This window comes from Isoptericola sp. NPDC019482 (assembly GCF_040632295.1).
GTDB lineage: Bacteria > Actinomycetota > Actinomycetes > Actinomycetales > Cellulomonadaceae > Isoptericola.
Window position 1 is genome coordinate 40,279 of sequence record NZ_JBEYBQ010000026.1, and the last position, 20,197, is coordinate 60,475.

A 20,197-nucleotide genomic window follows, 5' to 3' on the forward strand; every position below is an offset into this window, starting at 1 on the left:
GGCGCCACGTCGGTCGGTGCTCATCCCTCCGGCGGGCGCCACGCCATCACGGGGCGGAGGGCGCGGGCGCCCAGCGCCTCCGTCCAGCGCCCGACGGCGCGCATCCCGGCGTCGCGGACTGCCGTGGCGGCCGGCGACGTCCACAGGGTCGGGCCGGAGATCCGGGCCGACAGCCGCATCACCTTCTCCACGCGGGGCCGCCGCTCGTCGGACCAGCGCAGCAGCGCGGACGCGACGTCGTCTCCCGGGCGGACGCGCGCGCCGAGGACGACGCCGTCCTCGAGCGCCTGGCACCCGCCCTGTCCGAGGTTCGGCAGCATCGCGTGCGCGGCGTCGCCGACGAGCGCGACCCGGCCGGTCGCCAGGGATGCGGGCGGGGCGGGCAGGTGGCGCAGCTCGTGCCGCAGCGCCGTGTCGTCGTCGACCGACGCGAGCAGGGCGGGGACCGGGGCGTGCCAGTCGGCGAGGCGGGCACGCAGCTCGTCCAGGTCGCGTGGGACGCCGACGGCGTCGGCCACCGAGACGTACATGTAGACGCGCCCGTCGGCGAGCGGCATCACTCCGGCGACGATCCCGCGGCCCCAGATCTCCGAGCCCACGACGCCGGAGACCCGCGGGGTGACGAACCGCCACGCCGTCGACCCGCCGGACACCGGCGCCGGGGCGCTCGGCCACCAGCGAGTCCGCGTCGCGGAGCCGATGCCGTCGGCGGCGACCACGAGGTCCGCGCGGACCTCCGTCGTCGTCCCCGCACCGTCGGTGACGGCGACGCGCGCCGCCCTCGTCGTCGTCCCCGGGTCGACGACGACGGCGGACGTCCCCAGCCGCAGCGCCCCGGCGGGCAGCGCGTCCGCGAGCAGGCCCACCAGCTGCGCCCGGTGCAGCATCAGCGTGCGATCCCCGAACACCGACTCGGCGCCCTCCGCGCGGCCGCGGACCAGCCACGTGCCGTCCGGCCGGCGCAGCCCGAACTCGCCCTGCAGGGCGGCCAGGTCGCGAGTCGCGTCGCCGACGCCCAGCGCGTCCAGCGACCGCACCGCGTTCGGTGCGACGACGATCCCCGCGCCCACCGGGTCCAGCGACGTCGCGCGCTCGACCACCATGACGTCCCAGCCGTGCCGCGCGAGCGCGACGCCCGACGCGAGCCCTCCGATGCCTCCGCCGATCACGACGGCCGTACGTGCTGCCCCGGACTCTTCCTGTGTCACGGAGTCAGTCTCGCAACGGCGAGCCCACGACGGTGAAGTCCAAGCCCCCGAACTCGCCGGACAGCAGCGGCCGCGCCGCCGCGATGGACGCCTGCACGGCCGGGAGCTGCAGCGACGCCTGGTGCGCCTCGGCCGACGACCACAGCTCGGCGACGAACACCGTGTCCGGCCGGTCGTCGCTGACGCCGACCTCGTAGAGCAGGCAGCCCGCGTCCGCGAGCTCCGTGCTGCGCTGCGTGAGGTGGGCGACCAGCTCGTCGCGCTTCCCGGGGGCGGCACCCAGCGTGCCGACGTTGGCGTAGGTCATGGGCCGTGACGGTAGCCCGGCCCGGGGACATCGCCGCCCGCAGACCGTGCGGTGTTGCGGGCCGGCCGCGGCATCGTGTACATATCTGCCCAGGTCACGAGTGACCGGCGAGACGCCCTCCGCGTGCCGGTCCGGCAACCGCGCTCCCTGCGCACGGTGCCCCAGGAGGAAGACCCGCCCCGGCCGACCGGCCGTGGGAAGTGCAGGTCGACCACGGGCCGGCGCCTCGCGCCAGGTCCCGTCGTCGACCCCGACAGCGGGAGCAACGATGAACGGACAGCACACGCACGGCGACGGCACGCTCGGATGTCTGCCGTGGCAGGTGCGCGAGGAGCATCTCCTGCACCGGCACGGACGCATGCTGTGCCTCGACGCCGCGGCGCGACGTGGGCTTCGGATGCGGCTGCGCGTGTGGCGCGCGCTGACGGAGTGGCGGCTCGAGCTCGCCGACCTCAACGCCGTCGTCACGTACGACCCGGCGTCGGTGGGCGGCTTCGCCCTCGCGCCGCGTCAGGACGGTGACGCGGACAAGGTGCGCGCGCCGACCGGCAGGTAGGGGACGCCACGGCCACCGGAGGAATCCCGCCGGCCCGCGCCACGTTCAGCCAGGCATGACGACGACCGATGCCCTGCCGCAGGAGGCGGACGTCGTCGTGATCGGCGCGGGACAGGCCGGGCTGTCGGCGGCGTACCACCTGCGGCGGCGCGGGTTCGTGCCCGCGGCGGGTGCGACGTCCGGCGAGCGCACGTACGTCGTCCTCGACGCCGAGGACGGCCCCGGAGGAGCGTGGCGGCACCGGTGGCGCTCGCTGCGGATGAGCACGGTGAACGGCATCCACGACCTGCCGGGCATCGAGCAGCCCGACGTCGAGCCGGAGGCGGCGAGCGTCGACGTCCTGCCCGCCTACTTCGGCGACTACGAGCGAGAGCTGCGCCTCGCCGTCGTCCGGCCGGTGCGCGTGCGTCGGGTCGAGGAGGCGGGGGACGGCGGGCTGCTCGTCCGGTGGGAGGGCGGCGGCCGGTCCGGCGCCGTCGTGGCGCGGGCGATCATCAACGCGACGGGCACGTGGTCGAAGCCGTTCTGGCCCGCCTATCCGGGCCAGGAGACGTTCCGCGGCCGTCAGCTCCACACCGCCGACTACGTGCGGGCGGAGGACTTCGCGGGGCAGCGCATCGCCGTCGTCGGCGGCGGCATCTCGGCCGTGCAGCTGCTGGAGGAGGTCTCGCACGTGGCGCAGACCTTCTGGTTCACACGGCGGGAGCCCGTGTGGCGCGACACCTTCGATCCCGAGGACGGCTCGCGCGCCGTGGCGATGGTCGCCGACCGGGTGCGCGAAGGGCTGCCGCCGCTGAGCGTCGTGTCCGTCACCGGCCTCATCAGGACGCCGTCGCTGCTGGCAGCCGAGGCGCGCGGCGTGCTCGACCGGCGGCCCATGTTCACCCGCATCGTGCCCGACGGCGTCGTCGCGCCCGGCGGCGAGACCGTCCCCGTGGACGTCATCTTCTGGAACACCGGCTTCCGCGCCGCCCTCGACCACCTGCGCCCCCTGCACCTGCGCACTGCCGGCGGCGGCATCCGCATGGACGGCACCCAGGTCGACGGCGAGCCGCGTGTGCACCTCATCGGCTACGGGCCGTCCGCGTCCACCATCGGCGCCAACCGGGCCGGTCGGGACGCCGTCGTGCGGATCGTGCGCTACCTCGACGCCCCGGTCGGCTCCTTGGTCGACGCGGCGGCGAAACGTTCGTAGCGCCACGCCAGGTGGTCGCGGTCGGGGCGGTCCGCCCGCCGCCGCGGCAGGGTGAGGTGCCGCCCGTGCATCTCCTGCAGCCCGTGCTTGAGCATCGGCCCGTCGATCTCCTCCAGCAGCCGGAACGCGATGCGCACCTCGTGGTCCGGCGTCACGCCGAGCATGTTCTGGTCGTACGCGGCGTGGTGGATCTTGCACAGGGCGAGGCCGTTGTTCACGGTCGGGGCGCCGAGCTCGTGCCCGTCCGGGACGATGTGCGCGGCATCGAGCAGGGACCCGTGCCTGAGCTCGCAGATCGCGCACCGCGTCTCGTACGCGACGAGGACGCGGGTGCGGAACGCGGGCTGGTGGAGGCGCTGCTTCGCGAGCCGGCGGGCATACTCCCGCTGCGGCTCGCTGAGGTGGGCGGGGTCGTGGATGAAGCGGAACGCCTCGTCCAGCGCGACGAGGAACTGGCGGTTCTGGGGCTCGTCGTCCACCACGTACACCGGGAACACGGGCGTGTAGACGTTCGCGATCTCCTTGCGGAACAGGATGAGCGGCATCCCGGTCTCCATGGCGTGCCGGAGCTTCCGGTTGTCGCCCGACCAGGGATCGCCCTTGCGGTAGGCGTAGTGCAGCAGCCCGTCCTCGGACTCGGTGTCGTCGTAGGGGCCGTTCGCGGCGCTGACGATCGAGAGCGTCGAGGCGAACGACGCCGGGTTGCGGATGCCGCGTGAGTAGTCGATGACGGGCAGCTTCTCGCCGTCGAGGTGGAAGTCGAGCAGCTCGTCACGACGGAGGAAGCCGCCGTTGGCCTCCGCTCGCTCGCCGACCCACGCCATGATCTGCCTGCGCAGCTCCGCCTCGACTGCCGACTCCACTCGTGGAGCTCACCACCGCGCCGGCCCCACCGCAAGGGTTCGGGTCGGCAACTTTGCTGGTAGCGGGGAAGTTCACCCCGACCCGTCCGGGTTCAGCCGCCGAGTCGCGCGACCCGGGCGGCGACCTGAGGGATGTTGGTCGACAGGATCGACCACAGCAGCTCGGAGTCGACGACGTCGTACCCGTGCGCGACGACGTGGCGCGCGTCCTTGACGCGACGGAGCTCCAGGTCCGCGTGGGCGTCGACGAATCCCGGGTCGTCGCGGTCGATGCGGCTCACGCACTCGCCGAGGCGGATGAGCAGGTCCTCGGCGGCGTAGCGGAGCATCTCGTCGGCGTCGTAGGCCTCCTTGCCGCGTGCGACGAGCCGATCGACCGCGGCTGCGTGGTCGACGAGGTCGTGCAGCCAGCGCCTCGTGCGGTCGTTCACAACGGGACGGCCTCGTCGATGATGCCCTGGTGCTTGGCACGCAGCCCGCGTTCGGTGACGACGTCGACGTGGACGCCGAGCAGCTCGGACAGCTCCCGCGGGGTGGAGACGAAGCGCCACGCGTCCTCCGGGCGCACGTCGACGACGATGTCGAGGTCGCTCGCGGGGGTGTCGTCGCCGCGTGCGACCGAACCGAAGACACGCGGGTTCGTGCCGCCGTTGCGGGCGATGATCGTGAGGACCTGCTCGCGCTTCTCGCGGAGGCGGTCGGACGGCCGGACCATCGCTCGCCGGATCCGTTCGACCATCGCCGGGGACGCCGGCCGTCGGCCGGACTCGTACGCCGAGAGGTTGGACGGCGCGATCCTGGCGAGCTCGGCGAGGCGGGCCTGGGTGAGGCCCGCTCGCTCGCGTTCGGCTCGAAGGTCGACCATGACACCGACGTTATCAGTGATAACCCGCCCGACGTGTCCGGACCGGCCTCACCCTCCGGACGGCAGGAACGTCCCCATGTCCACGGGCTCGGACAGGATGCCGTCCTCCACGGACAGGTCGGCGAGGGTCTGCATGGCGTCGGCGTCGATGTCGGCGCGGAAGTCCTCCATGACGAGGGCGCCGGCGACGTCCTCGGGCATCTCGAGGAACCCGGACAGCGCCGTGGCCACCTCCTCCGGGTGCTCCTGGGCGTAGGCGGTGACCTCGTCCACGGCGGCGGTGAACTCGTCGACCATCTCGGGAGACTCCTCCGCGAGCGAGCCGGAGGTGATGACGCCCATGGTCATGACGCCGGGGAACACCTCTTGGTAGTTGTACGACACCCGGGTGTTGCCGCCCTCCGCGAGCTGGGTCTGGAACGGCTCCGGCACCCAGACGGCGTCGACGTCGCCCCCGTCCAGCGCGGCCGGCATGTCCGGGAACCCCATCTCGACGAACTGCACGCTCGCAGGGTCGCCGCCGTCCTGCTCCACGATCTCGCGGATCGACACCTCGCCCATGGTCTTGAGCGTGTTGACGGCGACGGTCTTCCCGGCGAGGTCGGCGGGCGACTCGATCCCGGACCCGGGCGCCGCCCACACGCTCGTGACGTCGTCGCCCTCGGCCTTCGAGTGGGAGTAGCCGGTGATGAGCTGGACGTCGAGGCCCTGGCCCTGCGCCAGCATGACGCTCAACGGGTTGGACAGCGCGAAGTCCATCTCCTGCGACACGACGGCGGGCAGCAGCGCCGCGCCGCCCTGCCCGGTCTCTAGGGTCACGTCGAACCCGTGGTCCGCGAAGATGCCCTGGTCGATGCCGAGCTGCATGGCCGCGCTCGGCACGATGGGCAGCACGCCCACGGTGACCGCCGTGGGGCCTGTCGCCTCGTCGCCGTCGGCCCCCTGCCCGCTGCCCGAGCAGCTCGACAGCACGAGTGCCGCGGCAGCCCCCACGGCCATGGCACACACCTTTGTGCGCATGTTGCTTCCCTTCGTCGAGGTGGTGCGGAGGGCGTCAGCCGGCGTCCTCCAGCGCGCCCGACGCCGGGCGCGCGATGCGGTGCAGCAGGTCGGCGAGCACGACGCGCTCGTCGGGGTCGAGACCGGTCAGCAGCGTGTCGAGCGACGCCTTGATCTGTTCCTTGGCCTCCATGTACACGGTCTCGCCGGCCACCGTGGCCACGACCGTCTTCTGCCGGCGGTCGTCCGGGTGCGGTCGCCGCTCGGCGAGGCCGCGGTCCTCGAGCGAGTCGACCAGGGCGACGATCTGGCTCGGGTCCAGCGCGAGCGCGTCGGCGAGCTGGCGCTGGGTGGGGGCGCCGGTCAGGACGAGCTGCTCGAGCAGGGAGTAGGAGCGGGCGCTGAGGGAGTACGGCGCGAGCGACTCGCGCGCCGCGGCGACGGCACGCCCGCTGGAGATGGCCAGCAGGAGGCCGATGTTCTCGCCGTGCGCGCTGAAGGGCCCGAGCCTGTGGATCCGGTTCACGGGGCCGACGCTACGCGCACTCGTTGAGAATCACAATGATTGACAACATCACGATTCGGCGCCAGGCTGGCGGCACAGTCGACGAGGACCGGGGGATGCGCATGGCCAGCGGGGACGTCAGCCTGGACGGCAAGGTCGCGATCGTCACGGGCAGCGGCCGGGGCCTCGGCCTCGCCTACGCCACGGAGCTCGCGCGGCGGGGCGCCGCCGTGGTGGTGAACGACGTCGACGACGACGTCGCGCAGGCCGCGGCCGCCCGGGTCGCGGACGCGGGCGGTCGCGCCACCGCGGTGGTCGCCCCCGTCGGGCCGACGGCGACCGCGCGGCAGCTCGTCGCGACGGCGGTCGAGACGTTCGGCCGCCTCGACGTGCTGGTCACCAACGCGGGCGTGCTGCGCGACACGGTGCTGTGGAAGATGACGGACGACGACTTCGACACGGTGGTCGACGTGCACCTGCGCGGCACGTTCACCTGCGTCCGCGAGGCGGCCACCCAGCTGCGCGCGCAGGGCGAGGGCGGGCGCATCGTCTGCGTCGGCTCGCCGACGGGGCAGCGCGGGAACTTCGGGCAGACCAACTATGCCGCCGCCAAGGCCGGCATCGTCGGCATGGTCCGCACGTGGGCGATGGAGCTCGCGCGGGCCGAGGTCACCGTGAACGCGGTCGTGCCCGTCGCGGCCACCGCGATGACCGAGACGGTCCCGTTCTTCCGTCCGTTCGTCGAGGCCGCGCGGCGGGGAGAGCCGATGCCGCCGTTCGCGCGCCGGGTCCTCGGCTTCGGCGGTCCGGACGACGTCGCCGGCCTGGTCGCGTTCCTCGCCTCGGACGCCGCGGCCGGGATCACCGGCCAGGCGATCGGCGTCGGTGGCGACCGCCTCGCCGTGTGGTCCCACCCCCAGGAGGTCGCGGTGGCGCTCGCCGAAGGCGGGTGGTCGGCGGACGAGCTCGCCCAGGACTTCGCGTCCGTGCTCGGGGCGCACCTGCAGACGGTCGGCCAGGAGCTGCCCGAGCCCCCGGCAGGGGACTGACCGTGGCCCGGTACGAGTGCGCCGTCGACGTCGCCGCCCTGGACGCCGTCGACGCGCACGTGCACGTCGAGAAAGACCACGCCGGCCACCACTCCCTGCCGACCGAGGTGATCGAGGCCGCCGCGCGCTACTTCCGCGCCCCGACCGAGCGCCCCAGCGTCGACGAGACGGCCGCCTACTACCGCGAGCGCGCCACGGCGGCCGTCGTCTTCACGGTGGACGCCACGACCCAGCTCGGGCACCCGCCCAACAGCGTGGACGACCTCGTCGCGGGCGCGGCCGCGAACGCCGACGTGCTGATCCCGTTCGGCTCGGTGGACCCGCGCCGCCCCGACGCCCTGGACGAGGCCCGCCGCCAGCTCGACGACCTCGGCGTGCGCGGCATGAAGTTCCACCCCACCCTGCAGGGCTTCGATCCGTCCGACGAGCGCTGGTTCCCGCTCTACGAGCTCGTCGAGGCCGCGGGCATGCCGGCGCTGTTCCACACCGGTCAGACGGGCATCGGGGCGGGGATGCCCGGCGGCCACGGGCTGCGGCTCGGCCTGTCGAACCCCGTGCTGCTCGACGTCGTCGCGGCGGCGTTCCCGCGGCTCACGGTGATCATGGCGCACCCGTCCGTGCCGTGGCAGGACGAGGCGATCGCCGTCGCGACGCACAAGGGCAACGCGTACATCGACCTGTCCGGCTGGTCGCCGAAGTACTTCCCCGAGGCGCTGGTGCGGCAGGCGAACGGCCCGCTCCAGGACAAGGTGCTCTTCGGCTCCGACTACCCGCTGCTCACGCCCGACCGCTGGCGGCGCGACGTCGCGGAGCTCGGGCTCAAGGACGACGTCCTGCCGAAGATCCTCAAGGAGAACGCGGTGCGCGTGCTGGGCCTCGCCGGGACCTCGGCCGGGACCTCGGCCGGGACGTCGACCGGGAGGGGCCGTGCGTGACCTCGGCGTCGGCTCGTGGCCGCGCCGGCGGCTGAAGAACGGCGCGGACCGGACGGCGATCAGCTTCGGGGACACCGCGCTGAGCTACGCGGACGTGGAGCGGCGGACCCGACGGCTCGCGAACGCGCTCCGCGCGGCGGGCGTGGGGCGGGGAGACCGCGTGGCGTACGTGGGCTTCAACCACCCGAGCCTGCTGGAGACCTTCTTCGCGACGGCGCAGCTCGGCGCGATCTGGGTGGTGGTCAACGCCCGCCTCGCGGCCGAGGAGGTCGCGTACGTGCTGGGCGACTGCGGCGCGGGCGTCGTCGTGCACGGGCCCGAGCACGACGAGCTGGTGCGGCGCATCGCCCCCGGCCTGCCGGCCGTGCGTGCCTGGGTGGGCGTCGGCCCGCCGGGCACCGCCGGGCCGTACGAGGAGCTGATCGCGGCCGCGGGCGAGGAGGAGGTCGACGAGCCCGTCACCTGGGACGACCCCGCCCTGATCATGTACACCTCCGGCACCACCGGCCGCCCGAAGGGCGCCGTCCACACCCACGGTTCGCTGAGCTTCCAGTACTTCTCCGTGCTGGTGGACACCGACGTGGCGCACGACGACGTCGCGCTCGCCTTCGCGCCCCTGTTCCACGTGGCAGGGCTCAACATGCTCGTCATGCCCACGTTCCTCAAGGGCGGCCGGATCGTGCTCCAGCAGCAGTTCCGCCCCGAGGCGGTGCTGCGCGCGATCGCGGGCGAGCGGGCGACCAGCATGTTCGCGGTCCCGACCATGCTCGACCTGCTCGCCCGGCACGAGCTGTTCCCCGCGACGGACGTGTCGTCCCTGCGGAACGTCGTCGTCGGCGGCTCGCCGCTGCCCGACCGCACGCTGCGCGCGTGGGCCGACCGGGGCGTCCCGATCGAGCAGGGCTACGGCATGACCGAGACGGCGCCCGGCGTCTTCCTGCTCACGGCGGCCGACGCGGAGCGCAAGCACGGGTCGGCCGGCCGTCCGCACTTCTGGGTCGAGGGCAGGGTCGTGCGCGCCGACGGCGGCGACGTCGCCCCGGGCGAGATCGGCGAGGTGGTCGCGCAGGGGCCGAACGTCATGGCCGGGTACTGGGAGGACCCCGGGGCGACCGACGCCGCGCTGGTCGACGGCTGGTACCGCACCGGCGACCTGGCCACGGTCGACGACGACGGGTACGTGTACGTCCGCGACCGCCTCAAGGACATGTACATCTCCGGCGGCGAGAACGTGTACCCGGCCGAGGTGGAGAACGCCCTGCTCGAGGTGCCGGGCGTCGCGGAGGCCGCCGTCGTGGGCGTGCCCGACGAGCGCTGGGGCGAGGTGGGGTGCGCGTTCGTCGTCCTCTCCGACGACGCCGGCCTCGCTCCGGAGGACGTCGAGGCCCACGTCCGGGACGCCCTGGCCGACCGGCTCGCCCGCTACAAGATCCCCCGGCACGTGGTGGTGCGCCCCGAGCTGCCGCGCACCGCCACCGGAAAGCTCCGCAAGCACGTGCTCCGTCAGAGGTTCGAGGAGGCCCCATGACCACGAACGTCCCCTACGCCGAGATCGAGACCCTCGCGGGCGCCGACCTCGGCGTCACCGCCTGGCGCGAGGTCACGCAGCGGCAGGTCGACCAGTTCGCCGACGCCACCGACGACCACCAGTGGATCCACACCGACCCCCTGCGGGCGGCGGCCGGACCGTTCGGCGGCCCGATCGCGCACGGCTACCTGACGCTCTCGCTCGTGGTGCCGTTCTCGGAGGAGCTGCTGCAGGTCGAGGGGGTGGGCACGAAGGTCAACTACGGCCTCGACCGGGTGCGGTTCCCGGCGCCCGTGCGCGTCGGCTCGCGCGTGCGCATGTCCGCGACGGTGCGTGACGTCGTCGCCGTCGCGGGCGGTCACCAGCTCGCGCTCGACGCGACGATCGAGGTCGAGGACGGCGCCAAGCCGGCCGTCGTCGCCGCGTGGCTGGCGCGGTTCTATGCCTGAGCCGCCGGGTACGGGGGAGGACCGGCTCTACGCCGACGTCGACCCGTACGGCTACGAGCTGCTGCTCACCGAGCCGGAGCGCGCCGTGCTGCGGCGGCTGCGCGGGGTGCTCGACCACGACGTCGCGCCGTACGTCGACGAGTGGTGGGAGCGCGCGGAGTGCCCACCCGCCCTCCGCGACGCGCTGGCCGCGGCGCGGCTGCTGGACCCCGTCGACGGGCGGGAGGCGTCGGCCCTGCTCGCCGGCTTCCGCACGTTCGAGCTGGCACGGACCGACGTGTCGACGGCGGTGCTGTTCGGCGGCCACGGGTGGCTGTTCCGGGGCGCGGTACGGCACGGCGGGTCGCCCGAGCAGGTCGCGCGCTGGGACCCGGTCGTCCGGGACTGGACCACCTGGGGAGCGTTCGCGCTCACCGAGCCCGACCACGGCAGCGACGTCGCGCGGGGGCTCGAGACCACCGCCGTGCGCGACGGCGACACCTGGGTCCTCGCCGGGGCGAAGCGCTGGATCGGCGGCGCCGGGCTCGCCGACCTGCTCGCCGTGTTCGCCCGGGACGTCACCGACCGCCCCGACGGCCCGGTGCTGGCGTTCCTCGTCGACCGGCGCGCGCCCGGCGTGACGGTCGAGGCCATCGCCCGCAAGACGGCGGTGCGGATCGTCGAGAGCGGGCACGTGACGCTCGACCGGGTGCGCGTGCCGGAGCCGATGCGGCTGCAGCGCGTCGCGTCGTTCCGCGACGTGAACCGGCTGCTGCGCCCGATGCGTACCGACGTCGCGTGGCTCGCCGCAGGGGCGCAGGCCGGCGCCTACCGGGCGGCGCTCGCGTACGCGCGGCGGCGCGAGCAGTTCGGGCGGCCGATCGCGTCGTTCCAGCTCGTGCAGGCCAAGCTGGCGACGATGCTCGGCAACCTCACCGCGTCGCTGGGGATGGCGGTGCGGCTGTCGCAGCTCGCGGACGACGCGTCGTCGGGTGCCGGGTTCACCGACGCGGACGCCGCGCTCGCCATGGGGTGGGTGGCGCGCCGCACGCGCGAGACCGTCGCCCTGGCCCGCGAGGTCTGCGGCGGCAACGGCATCACGCTCGACGCCGGGGTCGCGCGGTTCTTCGCCGACGCCGAGGCGATCTACACCTTCGAGGGCACCGACGAGATCACCGCCCTCGTCGTGGGCCGGGCGGTCACCGGGATCTCGGCCTTCGTCTGAGCCGCTCGCCGTCGGGCGGTGCGCGTACCGTCGACGGATCGACGCAGCACCACCGCGAGGAGGCGGACGCCATGACCACCGACCGCACGGACGCCCCGGACGACGTTTCCGCTCAGTTCTTCGACCGCTACCGGGACGCCTTGCTGGCCCGCGACGAGGCCGCGGTCGCGGACCTGTACGCCGTGCCGGCGCTGATCCTGTTCCCCGGGCAGTCGCTGCCGGTGACGAGCCGCGCGCAGACGGAGCAGTTCTTCGGGTCGTCGTGGAGCCAGTACGAGGGCGTCACCGGTATGACGGCGGACGTGCGGGTCGTGGCCGCCACCGCGCACAGCGTGTGGGCCGACGTGACGTGGCACCACGACGGGCCGGGCGAGGGTACCGAACGGTTCGTCTACCAGCTGGTGCGCACGGACCACGGCTGGCGCATCGCCGTGCTCACGCCGATGGACGTGTGAGCGGATACTGGCGGCATGACGACGGCGACGAACCCGGTCGAACGGCTGCGGCTGCGGCTGGGCGACATGCTGTTCGAGAAGGTGTCGGGCGCCGACGGCGTCGCGGTCCGGGACCGGATCCACCTGACGCCGGGCCCGCGGTGGTTCGCGCCCGACAGCCCGGTCGGGCGGGTGCACGCTGACGCGTCGATGTTCGTGGGCGGGCTGCGGGCACTGCTGCTGCAGTCGCTGCACCCGCTGGCGATGGCGGGCGTGGCCGGTCACTCGGGCTACCGCGGCGACCCGTGGGGGCGGCTGGAGCGCACGGCGACGTTCATCGCGACGACCACGTTCGCGACCGCCGACGACGCGCAGGCCGCGATCGACCGCGTCCGGGCGGTGCACGACCGGGTGCGCGGCAAGGCACCGGACGGCCGCCCCTACCGCGCGGGCGATCCGCACCTGCTCACCTGGGTGCACGCGGCGGAGGCGGACTCGTTCCTCACCGCGCACCAGCGCTTCGGCGAGCGGCCGCTCACCGTCTCGGAGGCGGACGAGTACGTGGCGCAGGCCGCGCGTGTCGCGCGGGCGCTGGGCGCCGTCGTCGTGCCGGAGACGGTGGCCGAGCTGCGCGAGACGATCGAGGCGTACCGGCCGGAGCTCGAGCTGTCGGCCGCGGCGGCGGACACCGTGCGGTTCCTGCTGCGCGAGCCCCCGCTGCCTGGCCCGGCCCGCCCGCCCTACGCGTTGCTCGCCGCGGGCGCCGTGTCGTCCCTGCCGGCGTGGGCGCGCGAGCAGCTCGACGTCGACACCTGGTTCCGCCGCGCGCTCGGCGGCCCGGCCGGGGCGCTCGCCACCCGCGCCGTGCGGTGGGGGATGGGCACCTCGGAGCGGAGGCGCGCATACCCGCGCGCGGGCGTGCCCGAGGCCGCGCCCGAGACCGCGCCCGGCTGACGCCCCGCGGCTGATTCGCGAGTTGTCAGGGCCAGCGCGCGGTATGCCTCGCTCTGGTCCTGACAACTCGCGGGTCGGTAGGCTGGCGCGCATCGAAGCGCTTCGACATTCGCGGGGGACTCATGACGACCGGTCTCGCACGGCTCACGGACGAGCTGGGCATGCTGTACGGCGGGGACTACAACCCGGAGCAGTGGGACCCCGCCGTCTGGCGCGAGGACGTCGTGCTGATGCAGGAGGCGGGCGTCAACCTCGTCACGGTCGGCGTGTTCAGCTGGTCGCACCTCGAGCCGCGCCCGGGCGAGTACCGCTTCGGCTGGCTGGACGAGGTGCTCGACCTGCTGCACGGCGCCGGCATCGCCGTCGACCTCGCCACGCCCGTCGCCTCCCCACCGCCGTGGCTGGGCCACCGGCACCCGGAGTCGCTGCCCACGACGGCGGACGGCACCGTGCTGAGCTACGGGTCGCGCAACCAGTTCTGCCCGTCGTCCGACGCCTACCGGGCGGCTGCCGCGGCGATCGCCGAGCAGCTGGCCGCCCGGTACGCCGGGCATCCCGCCGTCCGGATGTGGCACGCGGGCAACGAGTACGGCCAGGTCTGCTTCTGCGACCGTTGCGCCGAGCGCTTCCGCGACTGGCTGCGGTCCCGGTACGGCTCCGTCGACGCGCTGAACGCGGCCTGGGCCACGACCGTCTGGTCGCAGGAGTACGGCGACTGGGCCGAGATCCTGCCGCCGCGCGTCGCGCCGTACCACCGCAACCCGTCGCAGGAGCTCGACTTCCGGCGCTTCGGTTCCGACCTGCTGCTCGACCTCTACCGCGAGCAGAGGGCGATCGTCCGCCGCCACGACCCCGACCGCCCCGTCACGACCAACCTCATGGGGTTCTTCGGCGGCATCGACCCGCACACCTGGCGCGCCGACCTCGACGTCGTCGCCGACGACGCCTACCCCGACCCGGCGTCCCCCGACGCCCCCGCCGACGCGGCGCTCGTCAACCATCTCGCGCGCGGGCTCGCGGGCGGCGGGTCGTGGCTGCGGATGGAGCAGGCGGCGAGCGCGGTGAGCTGGCGCGAGCACAACCTCACCAAGTCGCCCGCGCGGCTGCGCGCCGAGGTGCTCCAGGCGCTCGCGCACGGCTGCGACGGCGCGCTGTTCTTCCAGTGGCGCCAGGCCCGCTCCGGGCCCGAGCGCTTCCACTCGGCGATGCTGCCCGTCGCCGGCGCGGACACGGCCGTGCACCGGGGGATCCGCGCCCTGGGCGCCGAGCTGCGCGCCCTGCGCGGTCTCGTCGGCGGGCCCGTCCACCGCCGCGTCGCGTTGCTGTGGGACTGGACGTCGTGGTGGGCCGCCACCCAGGTCGCGCTCCCGACCGCCCGCCTCGACCCGCTCGCCACGCTGCAGGCCTGGCACCGGGAGCTGTGGCGGCTGGGGGTGGTGGTCGACGTCGTGCCCGCGGACCGCGACGACGTCGCCCTGGACGGGTACGACCTTGTGCTCGCCCCCGCTCAGTACGTCCTCGACGAGGCCGCCGCGGCGCGGCTCGACGCGTACGTCGCGGGCGGCGGCCGCCTCGTGTGGGGGCCGTTCGGCGGCGTCGCGGACGGGCTGTCCCACCTGCACGCCGGGCGCTCGCCCGCGCCGCTGCGGCACGTGCTCGGCGTCTCCGCGGAGGAGTGGGTGCCGCTGCCCGACGGCGGCAGCACGGTCGTGCGGGCCGAGGAGGGGGTCGACGAGGGGCTGGGCGAAGGCCCCGGCACCGCCGCGACGCTCGGCGAGCGCACCCGGTCCGACGGCGCCGACGTGCTCGCGACGTACGGCGACGGGCCGCTGGCCGGCTGCGTCGCCGTCGCGCGGCACGCGCACGGCGCGGGGCGGGCCTGGTACGTCGGGGCAGACCTCTCGACGCCGGGCGGCGGGCTCGCCGCCGTGCTGCGCGCCGCGCTCGACGGCGCGGGCGTGCCCCGTGGCGGGCAGGTGCCGGGGGTCGAGACGGTGTGGCGCGGCGGCACCCTGGTCGCGATCAACCACACGGACCGGCCCGTGCCGCTCGCCATCGGCGCGGCGCTCAGGGCGGGCCCCGCCGGCGTGCGCGACGCGACGGCGCTCACCGACGTGCGCAGCGGTGCACGGCACGACGTCTCCGCGCCCCTTCCGCTCGCGCCGCACGACGTCGTCGTCCTCGCGGCCGGGTGACGGGCGGTCGAAAAGGTTCATCCGGGAAGATGTCACTTCCCGGAAACTCTGTTTGACTCCACGGAAACGCGCGCTCCCTACCGTCGTCCCGACGCGCCGCCCAGGCGCCCGGTGACGGAAGGGGACGACCGATGTCCGAGGCTTCACCCAGCACGGCACCTCCCAGCAGCAGGCATCCCGTGGACCAGGTACCGCGCCTCGCGCGGCTGTTCCCGCTCGGGCTGCAGCACGTGCTCGCCATGTACGCCGGGGCGGTGGCGGTGCCGCTCATCGTGGGCGGCGCCCTCGGCTACTCGGCTCAGGACCTGGCGTTCCTCATCAGCGCCGACCTGTTCGTCGCCGGCATCGCGTCGATCATCCAGTCCCTCGGGTTCTGGCGGTTCGGCGTGCGCCTGCCGCTGATGCAGGGCGTGACGTTCGCCGCCGTCGGCCCGATGATCACCATCGGCACGACGTACGACATCACCGCCGTCTTCGGCGCCACCATCGCGTGCGGGCTGTTCATGATCCTCGTCGCGCCGTTCTTCTCGGCGCTGCTGCGGTTCTTCCCGCCCCTGGTGACCGGCACGGTCATCCTCATCATCGGCGTCTCGCTCATGGACGTCGCCGCCGGCTGGATCACGAACAACGGCGAGACGGCCGCGCCGTCCGACCTGGCGCTCGCGGCGGGGACGCTCCTCTTCATCGTGCTCGTCGAACGGTTCGCCCCGCCCGCCCTGGCGCGGCTCTCCGTGCTGCTCGGGCTCGCGCTCGGCACGCTCGTCGCGCTGCCGATGGGCAAGGTCGACTGGTCCGGGGTGGGCGAGGCCGGCTGGTTCGCCGTCGTGACGCCGTTCCACTTCGGCCTGCCGACGTTCCCGCTCGCCGCGGTGGTGTCGATGCTGGTCGTGGGGCTGGTGATCATGACGGAGACGACGGGCGACATGATCGCCGTCGGCGAGATCACCGGCCGGCCCGTGACGAAGCAGCGCCTCGGCGACGGCCTCCGCGCCGACGGGCTCTCGACCGTCCTCGGCGGGATGTTCAACACCTTCCCGTACACGGCGTTCGCGCAGAACGTGGGGCTCGTCAGCCTCACGGGGGTCGCGTCGCGGTACGTCGCGACGATGGCCGGCGGCATCCTCGTGCTGCTGGGCCTGGTGCCGAAGGTCGGCGCGGTCGTGGAGGGCGTGCCCAGCGCGGTACTGGGCGGCGCGGGGATCGCGCTGTTCGGCATGGTCGCGGCGTCGGGCGTCCGCTCGCTCACCAAGGTGACGTTCACCAGCAAGAACATCCTCGTGGTCGCCGTGTCCCTCGGCGTCGCGATGCTCCCGACAGTGCGCCCGGAGATCTACGCGGAGTTCCCGACGTGGTTCCAGCTGATCTTCGACTCCGGCATCAGCGCCGGTGCGATCAGCGCCATCCTGCTCAACCTGCTGCTCAACGGCGACCAGCTCCGCCCTCGCCCGGCAGCGGGGCCTGACGACTCACAGCACGAACCCGACGCCGAGACCGAGAGCGCCGGGGCCGCCCGCTGACGCAGGTGTGGCACCCACCCGGACGGGTGGGTGCCACACCTCCAAGGAGCAGGATCCGTCAGCGCAGCAGACCGCTGAGCAGACCGCCGTCCTCGTCGGAACCGCTCGACGACGCGTTCGTGTCGGCGTCGACGTCAGTGTCGGGGTCGACGCTCACGTCCGAGTCGTTGCCGCTGAGGATGCCGCTGAGCACCTCGTTCACGTCGAGGTCCACCCCGTTGAGCACCGCGTTGCCGCTGGCGACGTCACCGAGGTCGACTGCCCCGCTCAGGATGTCGTCGAGCGACACGTTGCCGCTGTCGTCGACGTGCGTCTCGGTCTGGTCCGTGCTCTCGGAGTGGTCGCCGGTGTCGGCGCTCGCCGCGGCGGCGCCTCCGAGAACGAGGGCGGCGGCCGTACCGGTCACGACCGCGGACTTGGTCCAGATCTTGCGCATGATGTTGCCTCCATCTTGTCGGTGTGATTCGGGCACCCGGGGTTCGGTGCCCTTCGACAGGCGGATGGGTCCGGATCTGGATCAGTTCTCTCGGGTCTCGATCGGCGCGGCGGTCAGCCCTGCATGTCGCCGTCCACGTAGAACCAGCGACCGCCCTCGCGGACGAACCGGCTCACCTCGTGCAGGCGGCCACGCTCACCCGTGGCCGCCTGCACGTACTGCGCGACGAACTCCACCTCGCCGCCGTCGTCGAACGGGCCGCCCGCGTGGGTGGCGAGCACGGCGAGGCGCCGCCACCGCTGGTCGTCGTCGAGCTCCAGCGACGGCGGCCGGGTGCGTGGGTGCCACGTGGCGCGCAGGTAGGCGGCGTCGCCGACGGCGAACGCTGTGTAGCGCGAGCGCATCAGCGCCTCCGCGGTGGGCGCGGGGCGATCGCCGCGCAGCAGCGGGCCGCAGCACGCGCCGAAGGTGTCGCCGGAGCCGCAGGGGCAGCGGTCGTCGTCGAGCACGGGGTCCTCCTGTGGTCGGTGCGGCAGGTCAGTGTGCGCCCGGCAGGCGCGGGTTGAAGCGCTCCTCCCCGAGGGAGACGAGCAGCGCCAGCAGCACGACGACGGCGCTCGCGAGCGGCACGACGCGCACGTCGACGGCGGCGACCAGCGCGGCCCCCAACCCGGAGCCGGCGGCGATGCCCACGTTGAACATGGACGACGAGATCGCCACGCCCATGTTGGTCGACCCGGGCGCCACGAGCATCACCCGGTGCGACAGCGCGGGCGGCACGCAGGAGAACGAGAACCCGAACAGCGCCAGCGACGCGACGGCCGCGACGGGCTGCTCGCCGAACGCCCACAGGCACGTCAGCGCCACGGTGAGCACGGCGAGCGCGACGAGCAGCACCGCGACGGGGCGCGCGTCGATGAACCGGCCCACGACGATCGTGCCCACCACGCCGGCCGCCCCCTGGAGGAGCAGCAGCCTGGCCATGTCGGACTGCTCGAACCCGGTGACCTCGATGAAGTACTGCGTGACGAAGGTGATGACGCCGAACGCGCCGGTCAGCACCAGGCCGGTCGTGACCATCTGGAACAGGAAGCGGCGCCGGTTCGGGTGCGGGGCCCGGCTGGCGCCGCCCTCGGACGGCGCCATCGTCGGGAACAGTGCCAGCACGACGAACGTCACCACCAGCGAGAGCACCGCGACGGCCGCGAACGTCCACCGCCACGACGTGTGCTCTCCGAGCCACGTGCCCGCGGGCACGCCGAGCACCGGGGCCAGCGAGTTGCCCAGCGCGAGGCGCGTCATCACGCGGCCGCGCACCACGGGCCGGAACAGCCCGGTCGTCGCGGGCACGACGGCGGCCCAGAACAGCGCCTGCGCGGTCGCCGTCACCAGGCGGGCCGCGAACAGCTGCTCGTAGGACGGGGCGAGCGCCGCCCACAGCGTCGCGACGGCGGCCACGCCCGCGCACGCCGACAGCACCCAGCGGCGCGGCACCCGGCGCGCCCAGTGCGCCAGCGGCACCGTGGTGATCAGCACCACCAGCGCGTAGCCGGTGACGAGCAGGCCGATCTCGGACGTGGACCGACCCAGGTCGGGAGCCATGAGCGTGAGCAGGCCGGACGGCAGCGACTCGACGGTGACGAACAGGAACGTCGACAGCGCCATCGCGACCAGGATGATCGTGGCGCGACGCTCGTCGACGGGTGGCGTGATGGTGGACGCCGGCGCGGAGGAGAGGTTCTCGGTCATGGGGATCGAAACGATCCTAGGCGCCCGGGCTCCGCGGTTGTCAGGACGTGCGCGCGGTATGCCGCGCGCTGGCCCTGACAGGTGCGATTCTCGGAGGGTGCCCACGCTGGCGGAGCTGCTGACCGAGGTCGCCGGGGAGCTCTATGCCCTCGAGCCGGCGGAGTTCGTCCCCGCGCGCGACGCCCGCGCCGCCGCGCTGCGCGCCGACGGCGAGGAGGACGCGGCCGACCGGGTGAAGCGGCTGCGCAAGCCGTCGACGGCGGCGTGGGTGGTCAACCTCCTGGCCCGTGCGGAGGCGGAGCAGGTGGAGCAGGTGGTCGAGCTCGGCGCCGCGTTCCGGGAGGCGCAGGACGACCTCGACGGGAAGCGCCTGCGTGAGCTGACGCGGCAGCGGCGGCAGCTCGTCGCCGCGGTCGCGGCGCGGGCCCGGTCGCTCGCCGTCGAGGCCGGGGCGACCGTGTCCGACGCTGTCCTGACCCAGGTGGAGTCCACGCTCACGGCCGCGATGATCGACGCCGACGCCGGGCGCGCCGTCCGCAGCGGGCTGCTGATCGGGCCGCTGCAGGCCACCGGCATCGGGCGGGCCGACGTCGCGTCCGCCGTCGCCGTCCCCGACGCGCTCGGCATCGCGCCGGTCGACGACGAGGGCGCGCCGGCGCGGCACCTGCACGCCGTCCCCGACCTTCCGGGTGCACGCAGCGGACGCCGCCGGAAGGGGACGGTACCGGAGGACGACGCCGCCGCGACGGCGGAGAAGGAGGCGCGCGACGCGGCCCGGCGCGAGGCGGAGCAGGCGCTCGCCGACGCGGAGGACGACGTCGCCGCCGCGCGCGACGCCGGCAGCGCCGCCGCGGCGGAGGTGGGCCGGATCGAGGGGATCGCGCACCGCACGGACGCCGAACGCGACGCCGTCCGCCGCCGCCTCGCCGAGCTGGAGGAGGAGGCCTCGACCGTCGACGCCGAGCTGCGCGGCGCCGTCGTCGCCCGGCAGCGCGCCGAGCGGACCCTCGCGGATGCCACTCGCCGCCGCGACGAGGCCGCCGCCCGCCTCGCCGAGGTGGTACCCCGAACGCCGAGGTAGTACCGAATCTGCTGAGGTAGTACTGAATCTGCTGAGGTAGTACTGAATCTGCTGAGGTAGTACTGAATCTGCTGAGGTAGTACGGCGGTCTCAACCGGTCATCGCAACATCCTGATCTGGAGGGTGTGCGTGATGGTTCGTGGTGGGGTGCGGGTGCCGAGGGCGTGG

At 74.0% G+C, this 20,197-nt stretch carries 22 protein-coding genes and 1 riboswitch; of the genes, 12 read left to right on the forward strand and 10 right to left on the reverse strand.

Translation table 11 applies throughout. The annotated features are described in order from the left end of the window. Positions 1–20 precede the first annotated feature (20 nt). Positions 21–1,208, reverse strand: a complete 1,188-nt coding sequence (locus tag ABZ493_RS15810) for an FAD-dependent monooxygenase (protein WP_430583098.1) — start codon at positions 1,206–1,208, stop codon at positions 21–23. A 4-nt stretch (positions 1,209–1,212) separates the two neighbouring features. Further along, positions 1,213–1,515 carry a putative quinol monooxygenase gene (locus ABZ493_RS15815; protein ID WP_430583099.1) on the reverse strand — a complete coding sequence of 101 codons (303 nt, stop codon included), beginning with the start codon at positions 1,513–1,515 and terminating at the stop codon, positions 1,213–1,215. 92 nt (positions 1,516–1,607) lie between these two features. Further along, a riboswitch (SAM riboswitch) is annotated at positions 1,608–1,724 on the forward strand. Positions 1,725–1,783: 59 nt separating this feature from the next. On the opposite strand from ABZ493_RS15815, the gene ABZ493_RS15820 reads away from it, so the two are divergent. Together ABZ493_RS15820 and ABZ493_RS15825 are read left to right on the forward strand one after the other, a co-directional pair. Next, entirely contained in the window at positions 1,784–2,071 is a 288-nt protein-coding gene (locus tag ABZ493_RS15820; protein WP_430583100.1) for a hypothetical protein, read from the forward strand. A gap of 55 nt (positions 2,072–2,126) precedes the next feature. Continuing rightward, positions 2,127–3,266: an NAD(P)-binding domain-containing protein gene (locus ABZ493_RS15825; protein ID WP_430583101.1), complete on the forward strand. Its 1,140-nt coding sequence runs from the start codon at positions 2,127–2,129 to the stop codon at positions 3,264–3,266. Here the strand turns inward: ABZ493_RS15825 and ABZ493_RS15830 are convergent. The 5 genes from ABZ493_RS15830 to ABZ493_RS15850 all read right to left on the reverse strand — a co-directional run bounded on the left by ABZ493_RS15830 (position 3,212) and on the right by ABZ493_RS15850 (position 6,519). Continuing rightward, positions 3,212–4,129, reverse strand: coding sequence for an HNH endonuclease (locus tag ABZ493_RS15830; RefSeq protein ID WP_430583102.1), 918 nt, complete (start codon positions 4,127–4,129; stop codon positions 3,212–3,214). The two genes, ABZ493_RS15825 and ABZ493_RS15830, sit on opposite strands and share 55 nt — an antisense overlap. A 92-nt stretch (positions 4,130–4,221) precedes the next feature. Beyond that, positions 4,222–4,560: a HepT-like ribonuclease domain-containing protein gene (locus ABZ493_RS15835; protein ID WP_430583103.1), complete on the reverse strand. Its 339-nt coding sequence runs from the start codon at positions 4,558–4,560 to the stop codon at positions 4,222–4,224. After that, complete coding sequence (locus ABZ493_RS15840) at positions 4,557–4,994, reverse strand: helix-turn-helix domain-containing protein (protein ID WP_430583104.1); 438 nt, start codon at positions 4,992–4,994, stop codon at positions 4,557–4,559. The genes ABZ493_RS15835 and ABZ493_RS15840 overlap by 4 nt, the downstream gene beginning before the upstream one ends. 48 nt (positions 4,995–5,042) lie before the next feature. Continuing rightward, positions 5,043–5,993, reverse strand: a complete 951-nt coding sequence (locus ABZ493_RS15845) for an ABC transporter substrate-binding protein (protein WP_430583105.1) — start codon at positions 5,991–5,993, stop codon at positions 5,043–5,045. A gap of 55 nt (positions 5,994–6,048) precedes the next feature. Continuing rightward, positions 6,049–6,519 (reverse strand): MarR family winged helix-turn-helix transcriptional regulator, encoded by a 471-nt coding sequence (locus tag ABZ493_RS15850; RefSeq protein ID WP_430583106.1) that lies wholly within the window; start codon positions 6,517–6,519, stop codon positions 6,049–6,051. Between the two features lie 95 nt (positions 6,520–6,614). Between ABZ493_RS15850 and ABZ493_RS15855 the strand changes: the two genes are divergently transcribed. The 9 genes from ABZ493_RS15855 (at position 6,615) to ABZ493_RS15895 (ending at position 16,763) form a co-directional block, all read left to right on the forward strand. Next, positions 6,615–7,547 carry an SDR family oxidoreductase gene (locus ABZ493_RS15855; protein WP_430583107.1) on the forward strand — a complete coding sequence of 311 codons (933 nt, stop codon included), beginning with the start codon at positions 6,615–6,617 and terminating at the stop codon, positions 7,545–7,547. A 2-nt stretch (positions 7,548–7,549) separates the two neighbouring features. Then, on the forward strand, positions 7,550–8,482 hold the full coding sequence (locus ABZ493_RS15860; RefSeq protein WP_430583108.1) for an amidohydrolase family protein: 933 nt from the start codon (positions 7,550–7,552) through the stop codon (positions 8,480–8,482). Next, positions 8,475–10,010, forward strand: coding sequence for a long-chain fatty acid--CoA ligase (locus ABZ493_RS15865; RefSeq protein ID WP_430583109.1), 1,536 nt, complete (start codon positions 8,475–8,477; stop codon positions 10,008–10,010). The genes ABZ493_RS15860 and ABZ493_RS15865 overlap by 8 nt, the downstream gene beginning before the upstream one ends. Further along, positions 10,007–10,459 carry a MaoC family dehydratase gene (locus ABZ493_RS15870; RefSeq protein ID WP_430583110.1) on the forward strand — a complete coding sequence of 151 codons (453 nt, stop codon included), beginning with the start codon at positions 10,007–10,009 and terminating at the stop codon, positions 10,457–10,459. The genes ABZ493_RS15865 and ABZ493_RS15870 overlap by 4 nt, the downstream gene beginning before the upstream one ends. Next, complete coding sequence (locus ABZ493_RS15875; protein WP_430583111.1) at positions 10,452–11,663, forward strand: acyl-CoA dehydrogenase family protein; 1,212 nt, start codon at positions 10,452–10,454, stop codon at positions 11,661–11,663. The genes ABZ493_RS15870 and ABZ493_RS15875 overlap by 8 nt, the downstream gene beginning before the upstream one ends. A gap of 71 nt (positions 11,664–11,734) precedes the next feature. After that, a complete protein-coding gene (locus ABZ493_RS15880; RefSeq protein WP_430583112.1) occupies positions 11,735–12,118 on the forward strand; it encodes a DUF4440 domain-containing protein in 384 nt (127 codons plus the stop codon). A gap of 15 nt (positions 12,119–12,133) precedes the next feature. Further along, positions 12,134–13,051: an oxygenase MpaB family protein gene (locus ABZ493_RS15885; RefSeq protein ID WP_430583113.1), complete on the forward strand. Its 918-nt coding sequence runs from the start codon at positions 12,134–12,136 to the stop codon at positions 13,049–13,051. Positions 13,052–13,173: 122 nt separating this feature from the next. Further along, complete coding sequence (locus tag ABZ493_RS15890; RefSeq protein ID WP_430583114.1) at positions 13,174–15,246, forward strand: beta-galactosidase; 2,073 nt, start codon at positions 13,174–13,176, stop codon at positions 15,244–15,246. 179 nt (positions 15,247–15,425) lie between these two features. Next, positions 15,426–16,763, forward strand: a complete 1,338-nt coding sequence (locus ABZ493_RS15895; protein WP_430583115.1) for a nucleobase:cation symporter-2 family protein — start codon at positions 15,426–15,428, stop codon at positions 16,761–16,763. A 58-nt stretch (positions 16,764–16,821) separates the two neighbouring features. Here ABZ493_RS15895 and ABZ493_RS15900 read toward each other — a convergent pair whose 3' ends face one another. The 3 genes from ABZ493_RS15900 to ABZ493_RS15910 all read right to left on the reverse strand — a co-directional run bounded on the left by ABZ493_RS15900 (position 16,822) and on the right by ABZ493_RS15910 (position 18,948). Beyond that, the gene (locus tag ABZ493_RS15900; RefSeq protein WP_430583116.1) at positions 16,822–17,199 is read right to left on the reverse strand and encodes a hypothetical protein; all 378 of its coding nucleotides are present in this window, start codon (positions 17,197–17,199) and stop codon (positions 16,822–16,824) included. Between the two features lie 113 nt (positions 17,200–17,312). Beyond that, positions 17,313–17,708: a YchJ family protein gene (locus ABZ493_RS15905; protein WP_430583117.1), complete on the reverse strand. Its 396-nt coding sequence runs from the start codon at positions 17,706–17,708 to the stop codon at positions 17,313–17,315. A 28-nt stretch (positions 17,709–17,736) separates the two neighbouring features. After that, on the reverse strand, positions 17,737–18,948 hold the full coding sequence (locus ABZ493_RS15910; protein ID WP_430583118.1) for an MFS transporter: 1,212 nt from the start codon (positions 18,946–18,948) through the stop codon (positions 17,737–17,739). Positions 18,949–19,045: 97 nt separating this feature from the next. Between ABZ493_RS15910 and ABZ493_RS15915 the strand changes: the two genes are divergently transcribed. Next, the gene (locus tag ABZ493_RS15915; protein ID WP_430583119.1) at positions 19,046–20,029 is read left to right on the forward strand and encodes a hypothetical protein; all 984 of its coding nucleotides are present in this window, start codon (positions 19,046–19,048) and stop codon (positions 20,027–20,029) included. The last annotated feature ends 168 nt before the right edge of the window (positions 20,030–20,197 follow it).

What these genes read in the sequence shown, in the direction of transcription:
- ABZ493_RS15815 (WP_430583099.1), bottom strand. Translation starts at nt 1,515, where the DNA reads ATGACCTACGCCAACGTCGGCACGCTGGGTGCCGCCCCCGGGAAGCGC.
- ABZ493_RS15820 (WP_430583100.1), top strand. Translation starts at nt 1,784, where the DNA reads ATGAACGGACAGCACACGCACGGCGACGGCACGCTCGGATGTCTGCCG.
- ABZ493_RS15825 (WP_430583101.1), top strand. Translation starts at nt 2,127, where the DNA reads ATGACGACGACCGATGCCCTGCCGCAGGAGGCGGACGTCGTCGTGATC.
- ABZ493_RS15840 (WP_430583104.1), bottom strand. Translation starts at nt 4,994, where the DNA reads ATGGTCGACCTTCGAGCCGAACGCGAGCGAGCGGGCCTCACCCAGGCC.
- ABZ493_RS15845 (WP_430583105.1), bottom strand. Translation starts at nt 5,993, where the DNA reads ATGGCCGTGGGGGCTGCCGCGGCACTCGTGCTGTCGAGCTGCTCGGGC.
- ABZ493_RS15855 (WP_430583107.1), top strand. Translation starts at nt 6,615, where the DNA reads ATGCGCATGGCCAGCGGGGACGTCAGCCTGGACGGCAAGGTCGCGATC.
- ABZ493_RS15870 (WP_430583110.1), top strand. Translation starts at nt 10,007, where the DNA reads ATGACCACGAACGTCCCCTACGCCGAGATCGAGACCCTCGCGGGCGCC.
- ABZ493_RS15875 (WP_430583111.1), top strand. Translation starts at nt 10,452, where the DNA reads ATGCCTGAGCCGCCGGGTACGGGGGAGGACCGGCTCTACGCCGACGTC.
- ABZ493_RS15880 (WP_430583112.1), top strand. Translation starts at nt 11,735, where the DNA reads ATGACCACCGACCGCACGGACGCCCCGGACGACGTTTCCGCTCAGTTC.
- ABZ493_RS15885 (WP_430583113.1), top strand. Translation starts at nt 12,134, where the DNA reads ATGACGACGGCGACGAACCCGGTCGAACGGCTGCGGCTGCGGCTGGGC.
- ABZ493_RS15890 (WP_430583114.1), top strand. Translation starts at nt 13,174, where the DNA reads ATGACGACCGGTCTCGCACGGCTCACGGACGAGCTGGGCATGCTGTAC.
- ABZ493_RS15900 (WP_430583116.1), bottom strand. Translation starts at nt 17,199, where the DNA reads ATGCGCAAGATCTGGACCAAGTCCGCGGTCGTGACCGGTACGGCCGCC.
- ABZ493_RS15910 (WP_430583118.1), bottom strand. Translation starts at nt 18,948, where the DNA reads ATGACCGAGAACCTCTCCTCCGCGCCGGCGTCCACCATCACGCCACCC.